The 9682-nt window shown below is 71.1% G+C and carries 7 protein-coding genes and 1 pseudogene; 2 read left to right on the forward strand and 6 right to left on the reverse strand.

Annotated elements, in window-relative coordinates; all coding sequences use genetic code 11:
- Positions 1 to 16: 16 nt before the first annotated feature.
- The 6 genes from clpB to NMK44_RS34935 all read right to left on the reverse strand — a co-directional run bounded on the left by clpB (position 17) and on the right by NMK44_RS34935 (position 7966).
- Positions 17 to 2656, reverse strand: coding sequence for an ATP-dependent chaperone ClpB (gene clpB / locus NMK44_RS34910; protein ID WP_254750757.1), 2640 nt, complete (start codon positions 2654 to 2656; stop codon positions 17 to 19).
- Complete coding sequence (locus NMK44_RS34915; protein WP_254750759.1) at positions 2647 to 3018, reverse strand: chaperone modulator CbpM; 372 nt, start codon at positions 3016 to 3018, stop codon at positions 2647 to 2649. Before NMK44_RS34915 ends, clpB begins: the two co-directional genes overlap by 10 nt.
- Positions 3015 to 3950, reverse strand: a complete 936-nt coding sequence (locus NMK44_RS34920) for a DnaJ C-terminal domain-containing protein (RefSeq protein WP_254750761.1) — start codon at positions 3948 to 3950, stop codon at positions 3015 to 3017. Before NMK44_RS34920 ends, NMK44_RS34915 begins: the two co-directional genes overlap by 4 nt.
- A 6-nt stretch (positions 3951 to 3956) precedes the next feature.
- Complete coding sequence (locus NMK44_RS34925) at positions 3957 to 4544, reverse strand: nucleotide exchange factor GrpE (RefSeq protein WP_254750763.1); 588 nt, start codon at positions 4542 to 4544, stop codon at positions 3957 to 3959.
- Between the two features lie 11 nt (positions 4545 to 4555).
- Complete coding sequence (dnaK, locus tag NMK44_RS34930) at positions 4556 to 6484, reverse strand: molecular chaperone DnaK (RefSeq protein WP_254750765.1); 1929 nt, start codon at positions 6482 to 6484, stop codon at positions 4556 to 4558.
- Between the two features lie 258 nt (positions 6485 to 6742).
- The gene (locus NMK44_RS34935) at positions 6743 to 7966 is read right to left on the reverse strand and encodes a PP2C family protein-serine/threonine phosphatase (protein WP_254750767.1); all 1224 of its coding nucleotides are present in this window, start codon (positions 7964 to 7966) and stop codon (positions 6743 to 6745) included.
- A 212-nt stretch (positions 7967 to 8178) separates the two neighbouring features.
- Between NMK44_RS34935 and NMK44_RS34940 the strand changes: the two genes are divergently transcribed.
- Together NMK44_RS34940 and NMK44_RS34945 are read left to right on the forward strand one after the other, a co-directional pair.
- Positions 8179 to 9345: a GNAT family N-acetyltransferase gene (locus tag NMK44_RS34940; protein ID WP_254750769.1), complete on the forward strand. Its 1167-nt coding sequence runs from the start codon at positions 8179 to 8181 to the stop codon at positions 9343 to 9345.
- A gap of 3 nt (positions 9346 to 9348) precedes the next feature.
- Positions 9349 to 9682: pseudogene (locus NMK44_RS34945) on the forward strand (GNAT family N-acetyltransferase); the annotation flags it as partial.

Consider the following 9682-nt stretch of genomic DNA (forward strand, 5'->3'; position numbering starts at 1 on the left):
GGGGGCGGCACGGTCCTCATGCGGCCTTCCCCAGCCATTCGGTCTCGGGCTGTTCATAGGTGACCACCAGTTCACCGTGTTGGGCGTCGACCCGTACGACGGCACCGTCCTGCACATCACCGCGCAACAGGGCGCGTCCGATGAGGGTTTCCACCTCATGGGAGATGAAGCGGCGCAACGGACGGGCGCCGTACACCGGGTCATAGCCCTCGTGGGCGATGACCTCGCGGCCGGCCGGGGTGAGCTCCACGGTGATCCGGCGCTCGGCCAGCCGCTCGCGCAACTCGTCGAACTGGAGCTCCACGATGCGCTCGATCTGCGGTTCGCCGAGCGGTTTGAAGAGCACGATGTCATCGACCCGGTTGAGGAACTCGGGGCGGAAGTGGGCGCGCAGCTCCGCCATGACCAGGCTGCGGGCGTCCGGTTTCAGCTCGCCCTGGGAGGTGACACCGTCCAGGAGGTGGTCGGAGCCGATGTTGGACGTCATGATGATGACGGTGTTGCGGAAGTCGACCAGCCGTCCCTGGGAGTCGGTGATCCGCCCGTCGTCGAGCACCTGCAACAGCGTGTTGAACACATCGGTTTGCGCCTTCTCGATCTCGTCGAAGAGCACCACGGAGTACGGTTTGCGGCGCACCGCCTCGGTGAGCTGACCGCCCTCCTCGAAGCCGACGTATCCGGGCGGCGCCCCGAGCATCCGGCTGACGGTGTGCCGCTCCTGGTACTCGCTCATATCCAGCCGGATCATGTTGTCCTCGGAGTCGAACAGCGCCGCGGCCAGGGTCTTGGCCAGCTCGGTCTTGCCGACCCCGGTGGGGCCGAGGAAGATGAACGAGCCGATCGGGCGGCGGGGGTCGCGGATACCGGACCGGGCCCGGATGATGGCGTCGGAGACCAGTCCGACCGCCTCGTCCTGGCCGACGACCCGCTCACCGAGGATCTCGTCCAGCCGCAGCAGCTTCTCCCGTTCGCCCTCCTGGAGGCGGAAGACGGGGATACCGGTCCACGCGGCGACGATCTCGGCGATCTCGTCCTCGGTGACGACCTCGCGCAGCAGCCGGTGTTCGCCCTGTTTGGCGGCGAGCTGCTCCTCCTCGGCACCGAGTCTGCGCTCCAGCTCCTGGAGCCGTCCGTAGCGCAGCTCGGCGGCCCGGTTGAGGTCGTAGACGCGTTCGGCCTCCTCCGCCTCCAGCCGGACCTGTTCCAGTTCCTGACGGAGTTCCTGCACCCGGCGGATGGACTGCCGTTCGGCTTCCCACTGGGCGTGCCCGGCATCCGCCTCGGCCCGCAGATCGGCCAGTTCCCGGCGGAGTTCCGCCAGCCGGGCCCGACTGGCGGGGTCGGTCTCCTTGGAGAGCGCGGCCTCCTCGATCTCCAGCCGGGTGACCCGGCGGGTGATCTCGTCGAGTTCGGCGGGCATGGAGTCGATCTCGGTGCGCAGCCGGGCGCACGCCTCGTCCACCAGGTCGATGGCCTTGTCCGGCAGGAACCGGTCGCTGATGTAGCGGTGGCTGAGGGTGGCGGCGGTGACCAGGGCGGTGTCCTGGATCTTCACACCGTGGAACACCTCGAGGCGTTCGCGCAGTCCGCGCAGGATCGAGATGGTGTCCTCCACGCTGGGCTCCTCCACCAGGACCTGCTGGAAGCGGCGCTCCAGCGCGGCGTCCTTCTCGATGTGCTTGCGGTACTCGTCGAGGGTGGTGGCGCCGATCATGTGGAGTTCGCCGCGGGCCAGCATGGGTTTGAGCATGTTCCCGGCGTCCATGGCGCCCTCGGCGGCTCCGGCGCCGACCACGGTGTGCAGTTCGTCGACGAAGAGCAGGATCCGCCCGGCGGCTGCCTTGACCTCGCCGAGCACGGCCTTGAGCCGTTCCTCGAACTCGCCCCGGTACTTGGCCCCGGCCACCAGGGAGCCCATGTCGAGGGCGAACACGGTCTTCTCGCGCAGCCCTTCGGGGACGTCGCCGCGGACGATGCGCTGGGCCAGCCCCTCGACGATGGCGGTCTTGCCGACACCGGGGTCACCGATGAGCACGGGGTTGTTCTTGGACTTCCGGCTGAGGATCTGGGTCACCCGGCGGATCTCGGCGTCCCGTCCGATGACCGGGTCGAGTCTGCCGGTGCGGGCCTCGAGCACCAGATCGCGCCCGTACTTCTCCAGCGCCTCGTAGGCCACTTCGGGGTTGGCCGAGGTGACGCGCTGGCTGCCGCGCACATGGGTGAGGGCGGAGAGGAACGCCTCCTTGGTGATGCCGTGGTCCTTGAGCACCCGCCCGGCGGGGGTGCCCGGACCCTCGTCGGCGAGCGCGAGGACGAGGTGTTCCACCGACACGTACTCGTCCTTGAGCCGCTTGGCCTCCTTCTCGGCAGTGTCCAGCAGCTGGGCCAGCCGCTGGGTGACGAAGACCTGCCCGGGGGTGGCGCCGGGTCCGGTGACCTTCGGTCTGCGGGCCACCTCGGCCTCCAGCATGGTGCGCAGCGCGGTGGGATCGGCGCCCGCCTGGTCCACCAGCCGGGGTACCAGGCCCTCGGGCTGGTCGAGCAGGGCGAGGAGCAGATGTTCGCCGTCCACCTCGGTCTGGCCGAGCCGTCCGGCCGTCGACTGGGCTTCCTGGAGGGCTTGCTGCGACTTCTGGGTGAGGCGGTTCATGTCCATGGTGGTTGATCACTCCTCGTGCCGCCACGGCGCAGCGCCGTTTCGAGCCGGTCGATGCGGTCGAGCAGATCGAGCACCAGACCGATGGATGCGTAGTTCAGGCACAGCCCGGCACGCAGCCGCTGGATACGGGCGAGCGTGGCCGGAGCGGTGGGGTCGAACACCAGCCGCCCCGCGGCGTCGCGTTCGGCTCCGATGAGGCCGAGAGCGACGAAGCGCCGCACCAGCTCGGGGTGGAGTCCGGAGCGGCGGGCCACGGTCTCCAGTGACAGTCTGCGGACCGGCACCAGGGCGAAGCGGGTGGCGGCGACGGGCGCGGTGGCCCGCGCGGTCGTCCCCGGTCCGGTGGCACGGGTGCTCATGACGCCCTCCTGGGGTCGAACGAGGAGGCGGCGGCCAGCTTCCCGAACAGCTCCCGCTCCCGGTCGTCGGGGTGGGGCGGCACCTTGACGCTGATCTCGGCGTAGAGGTCGCCGGCGGTGCCACGGGGGTTGGGCATGCCCTCGCCGCGCAGCCGCAGCCGCCTTCCGCTGGAGGAACCGGCCGGAACGGTGACCTTGGCGGTGCCGCCGGGAACGGGCACCGGGACGCTGGCGCCGAGTGCGGCCTCCCACGGGGTGACCGGGAGCTGGACGTGGATGTTCCGGCCGTCCAGCCGGAACCGCGGATGCGGCTCGATCCGCACCCGCAGGAACAGATCGCCCGCGGGACCGTCACCACTGCCCCGGCCGCCCTGTCCAGCGAGCCGGATGCGCTGCCCGTCGGTGACACCGGGGGGCACGTCCACCTCGTAGGAGCGCTGTCCCTCCGCTCCGCCGAGGGTGAGCCCGCGCCGTCCGCCGCGGTACGCCTCCTCGACGGTGAGCGGCAGTTCGGCCTCCTGGTCGGCCCCGGGGACATCCATGCGGACACCACCGGCACCGCCGCCCCCGGCGCCGAAGAACGAACCGAAGAGGTCCTCGAAGTCCACGCCCGTTCCGCCTGTTTCACCGTCGAAACCGCGGACCACCCGGACCCGGCGGCCGCCGCCACCTCCGGCACCGGCGCCCACCCGTTCCTCCCAGTCCTGGGGAACCTTGCGGAAGTCCTCGCCGAACCGGTCGTAGCGGGCGCGGCTGCCGGGGTCGGAGAGCACGCTGTACGCCTCGCCCAGCTCCTTGAAGCGCTCCTCGGCCCGCGGGTCCTTGTTGACGTCCGGATGGTGTCTGCGGGCCAGGTTGCGGTACGCCTGCTGGATCTCCTCGGCGCTCGCGCCCCGCGAGACGCCGAGGACGTCGTAGAAGTCCCGTGCCACGGCCGGTCACTCCCGTCGTGCGACGACCACGGCGACCGGCCGGAGCTGGTGGTCCGCGTCGCCGTAGCCGGGGCGGAGCACCTCGACGACCGTGCCCGGCTCGGCCTCGGGGTCCTCCACCACGCCGACCACCTCGTGCCGGGCCGGGTCGAACGGCACCCCGGTCTCGGAGTGGCGTGCGTAGCCGAGGCGTGCGAAGGCGTCCACGGCCTGGTCGCGCACGGCCTCGACGCCGTCCACGATCGATCCGGGGTCGGCCCCGGCGTGGGTCAGGGCGAGGTCGAGGTTGTCGATGACGGGCAGCAGGACCGCGGCGGTACGGGCGCGTTCGGCGGTCCGCTCCCGCTCCAGTTCCCGGGCGTGTCGTTTGCGGAGGTTGTCCAGGTCGGCCAGGGCGCGCCGCCAGCGGTCCTCCAGCTCGGCCAGGGCCCGCCCGGTGTCGTCCGCTCCGGCGCCGTCCGGGCCGGTGGCGGCGTCGGGTCCGGGCTCCGGTGCGAGCCGCTCCCGCTCGTCCGCGGGCGCGGGCAGGTCCTGCGCGGGGTCCGTGACGGCGCCCTCGGGCACCGGGTCGGGCGGCTGGGGGCGGGTGGCCACGGGGCGCCGCCTCAGCCCTTGTCGAAGTCGGCGTCGATGACGTCGTCGTCGCCGCCACCGGACGCGCCCGGTCCGGTGTCCGGCCCTCCGCCGCCCCGCGCTCCGGCAGGAGGTACGCCACCTCCGGGGCCACCTCCCGCGGCCGCCGCGCCATGGGCGGCGAGTGCGGCGTGGACCTGCTGGAGTTCGGAGATCAGCGGCCGGGTCCGGTCGGTCCCCGCCTCGTCCTTGACGGACTGCCGTGCGTCGGCGACCAGCATCTCGGCGCGGGCCTTCTCATGGGCGGGTGCCGCGGCGCCCAGTTCGGCCAGGCGCTTCTCCACCTGGTAGGCGGCGGCGTCCAGTTCGTTGCGCGCGTCCACCGCCTCGCGCAGCGCGTGGTCCTCACCCCGGTTGCGTTCGGCCTCGGAGACCATCCGCTCCACCTCGGTGCGGTCCAGGTTGGAGCTCTCGGTGATCTGGATGGACTGTTCCTTGCCGGTGTCCCGGTCCCGCGCGGTGACGTTGAGGATGCCGTTGGCGTCGATGTCGAAGGTCACCTCGATCTGTGGTTCACCGCGCGAGGCCGGGCGGATGTCGCTCAGCCGGAAGCGGCCGATGACGCGGTCGTCGGCGGCGCGCTCGCGCTCGCCCTGGAGGACCACGACATCGACGGCGGGCTGGTTGTCCTCGGCGGTGGAGAAGGTTTCCGTACGGCGCACCGGGATGGTGGTGTTCCGCTCGATGATCTTCGTCATCACACCGCCGCGTGTCTCCACCCCCAGCGACAGCGGGGTGACGTCCAGCAGCAGGACGTCCTTGACCTCCCCCTTGAGCACCCCGGCCTGGATCGCTGCGCCCAGCGCCACCACCTCGTCGGGGTTGACGCTCATATTGGGTTCCTTGCCCCCGGTCAGCCGGCGGACCAGGGCCTGTACGGCGGGGATCCGGGTGGAACCGCCGACCAGGATCACCTCGTCGATGTCGTGCTCGCCCACCTTGGCGTCGGCCATGGCCCGCTCGACCGGGCCGAGGCAGCGTTCCACCAGATCGGCGGTGAGCTGGTCGAAGGTGGACCGCATCACCGACTGGGTCAGGTGTTTCGGGCCGGAGGCGTCCGCGGTGATGAACGGCAGGCTCACCTGGGTCCGGGTCACCGTGCTCAGCTCGGTCTTGGCCTTCTCGGCGGCCTCGAAGAGGCGCTGGAGCGCCTGCGGATCCTGCCGCAGGTCGATGCCGTTGTCCTGCTGGAAGGAGTCGGCGAGGTGGTCCACCAGACGGCGGTCGAAGTCATCGCCGCCCAGATGGCTGTCGCCCGCGGTGGAGCGCACCTCCACCACTCCGTCCCCGACGTCGAGGACGGACACATCGAAGGTGCCGCCACCGAGGTCGAAGACGAGCACCGTCTCGTGTTCCTTCTTGTCCATGCCGTAGGCGAGGGCGGCGGCGGTCGGCTCATTGATGATCCGCAGCACCTCGAGACCGGCGATCCGTCCCGCGTCCTTGGTGGCGGTGCGCTGGGCGTCGTTGAAGTACGCGGGGACGGTGATGACCGCCTCGGTCACCCGCTCGCCCAGTTGCTTCCCGGCGTCGTCGGCCAGTTTGCGCAGCACCAGGGCGCTGATCTCCTCGGGCGCGTAGAGCTTGTCGCCCACCTTGAAGCGCGCGACACCGCCCTCGCCCTCGACGACGTCGTAGGCGACCGCCCTGGCCTCGTCGGGGATCTCGTCGTACATCCGGCCGATGAACCGCTTGGCCGAGTAGATGGTGCCCTTGGGGTTGAGGATCGCCTGGCGCCGGGCGAGCTGGCCCACCAGGCGCTCGCCACCGTCGGTGAACGCCACGACGGAGGGGGTGGTGCGGCTGCCCTCGGAGTTGGGAACGACCGCGGCCTCACCGCCCTCCCACACGGCGATCACCGAGTTGGTGGTGCCCAGGTCGATTCCGACTGCCTTGGCCATGGCCACTCCTTCCGAGGCACCGGTGGACACCCGCCCCGGTGCAGGTGAGGAAATCCGGGCGGGGCTCGGTGAAAGACCTACGCGTTCACCGTCGCAAGGCCCGGGGGCGGCGCGCCTGCGCCTGTGGGGTCGAATCTCGGCACCCCGGTGCTCCTCCCAGGACATACGGCCGGGCGCGGGGCGGGTACGGCGCCACACCCCGGACACTGGCCACGGAGTGTGTGCGACGCGACACATTGAGTGCTTGCGGCGTGATCGTCAGCCGCCGGGCGGATGCCATTCGACCATCAGGATCGTGGCATCGTCGGTGAGTTCGTCGTGCTGGTGCTCCAGGACGGCGTGGATGAGCAGCCGCAGCACCTCGGTGGCGTTCTGCCCGGCGGCGGTGGAGCGGATGATGTAGTCGGCGAAGCGCTCCAGGCCGAACGGCTCCCCCGTCTCGTCGCGCGATTCCACCACCCCGTCGGTGTAGAGCAGGAAGCGGTCACCGGGTTCCAGGCTCGTCTCGTACACGTGCCGGGTCTCCGCCGCGAGCCCGACGGGCAGGCCGAGCGGCGGTTCGGCGGTGCGCTCCAGGGCATGGTCCAGCAGCCGGTGGCGGCGGATGAGCAGTGGTGGCGGATGACCGCAGTTGGCCCAGCGGAGCACTCCGGTGCGCATATGGAGCCGGGTGAAGATGCCCGTGCAGAACTGGTCCGGGAGCCATTGCGCGAGCGCCTTGTCCACGGTGGCGACGAGTTCGGCCAGGTCGGCGCCGGTGCGCCGGGCGTTGCGGCAGCCCGCCATGGCCACCGAGGTGGTGAGCCCGGAGGCCAGGTCATGGCCCATGGCGTCGAGGATGGTGGCGTGCAGCACGTCTTCGGTGAAGGAGTGGTCGTAGGCGTCACCGCCCAGCTCGTACGCGGGCTCCAGGGCCGCGGTGGACACCACCCGACCGGTGCCGATCGACCGCGGCGGGAGGAACGCCCGCAGCATCTCGGTGTGCAGTTGCATCGGGCGGGTCCGGGTGCGCCGGGCGAAGGTGTCGATGCAGGCGCGCTTGGAGGTGACGATGGGGGCCAGCAGCGAGGCCAGTGCCCGGCAGCGCCACAGCCGCAGCCCGTCCAGGGTGTCCGTCCGCAGACACAGCACGCCCAGCCGCTCCGCGCCGTCCACCAGCGGCAGCCACACCAGCAGTCCGCCGGTGTCGGCGGCCTCGACCCGCAGTGCGTCGGTGCGGTACGCCCAGCCCGCGAGCGAGGCGTCGACGTCGAGGCCCGGTTCGTCCTCGGCCAGCGGCAGCAGCCGCCGCTGCTGGAGATCGGTGAGGTAGACGACCGCACGGCCCATGCCCATGGCCCCGGCATAGCGGTCCAGGACCTCCGGCAGCTCCGCGGAGGACGCCTCCTGGGTGGTTCTGACCAGCTCTTCCAGCAGCCGTTCCGCCGCCCCGGCCGACGGCGGCGGGTCGGTGTCCTGAGGTGGCGGGTCCGCGTCCACCATGGCATCCACCCTACGGCGGCGGGCTGCCCGCCGCGCTCCGCCGGCCCCGCGGTATTTCCCTTCCGGAATTGACGGAGGGTCACCGGAATGCCGTGCCGTGCGGTACGGTGGGTTTGATCGTCGCAGATTGGGGAGACTTGATGTACTCATCTGGCCGCGATTCCGACCAGGGCACGTTATCCGCATGCACCGTCCAGGTGTATTCCGATCCCATGGAAATTCCCCGCGACTGGTGGGAGAGTCTGTCCCATCCTTCGCCCTATCTCGGTTTCGACTGGTTACGGGCCAGAAGCGCGACCCTTCACGGAAAGCCGCGGTTCGTCGGGGTGGCGGGCCCGGACGGCGAAGCGGTGCTGGGGGTCCCCGCCTTTCTCACCGACAGCTCCTCCCATCCGGGATATGACCCGGCGCGTTTCCTGGCCATGGACGACGTCCCGGAGGAGGACGTCGCCGCCGAGCCGGGGGGCGCGGCGGCGCTGGCGCGGCTGCGCGGACGGCTCGGGGCCCTGGCGCCCCGCCCCTCGGTGGTGAGCGGTTCACCGGGGCGGATGGGGGGTGTCAGCTATGCCGGTCCGCTGTCCGCGCGGGACCGCCGGGCCGCGCTCGGGCTCGCCGCGGACGCATTGGAGCGGCAGGCCGAGGCCGCCTCGGCGGCACTGGTGGCCTGGGTCTACTTCATCGAGGACGCCGATGGGACCGCCGATACCGTGCTGCGGGAGCGGGGGTACACCCGGGTGTCGGTGGGGGCGGACTGCCACCTTCCGGTCACCTGGGACAGCTTTGACGGGTATCTGCGGGGCTTCAGCGCCAAGCGCCGCTGGTCGGTCCAGCGGGAGGTGCGGGCGTTCACCGAGGCGGGGGTGACCGTCGAGCGGCACGGCGCCGAGGCGCTGGACCGTGAATTGGCCGGTCTGGAACTCCAATGGCGCCAGAAATACGGAAGAAAGGCCGATCTGGAGGCCACCGTCGCCGATTACCGGGAACTGCGCGAACACATCGGGGACGCGATGACGGTCTTTGTCGCACGGCGGCAGGGACAAGCCCTGGGATTTGTCACATTCCTCCAGGACGGGCCGGTGTGGTGGGCCCGGTTCCCCGGATTCGACTATTCCGCGGGACCGGACATCTATCTCTATTTCAACCTCCTCTTCTACCATCCGATCCAGGTGGCGATCCGTGAGGGGATTTCCTCGATCTCGTACTCGATGGGCTCCTACGAGACGAAATGCAGCCGGGGGTGCTCACCGCGCCATCTGGTGGCCTATGTACGGACCGCCGACGACCCGGGACTGGCCGCCGATCTGGAGGTGGCCGACCGCGTCCAGCACCGGCGGTTCGACCGGATCGCACGCGCCCACACCCATCGCGGCCGGGGGTGACCGGTGGAGACACGCCAGGAGGACGGGCTGACCATACGGTGGCTGACGCTCGACGAGGCGCTGGACGGCACGGCCGCCCCGGATCGCGGCGGGGACGCCGATGTGCTGCGGGTGGCGGAGCCACCGCGCGGCGCCTGGCCCGCGCTGCGCGCCCGGGGTTTCGTCCCCAAGCCCCAGAAGATCAGCTGGATCACCGAAACCACGGGCAGCGACGAGGAGTTCCTCGCCCGGCTCCCCAAGGGCGAGCGGTGGAGCGTCCGCCGGGCCCGGCGGACCGCGGCCGAGGACGGGGTGCGCCTGGTGGTCCAGGAGCCCGTCGAGGCCCCCGCGCTGGATG

Origin of the sequence: Streptomyces cucumeris, from assembly GCF_024295805.1 — a bacterium.
Taxonomy (GTDB): Bacteria; Actinomycetota; Actinomycetes; order Streptomycetales; family Streptomycetaceae; genus Streptomyces; species Streptomyces cucumeris.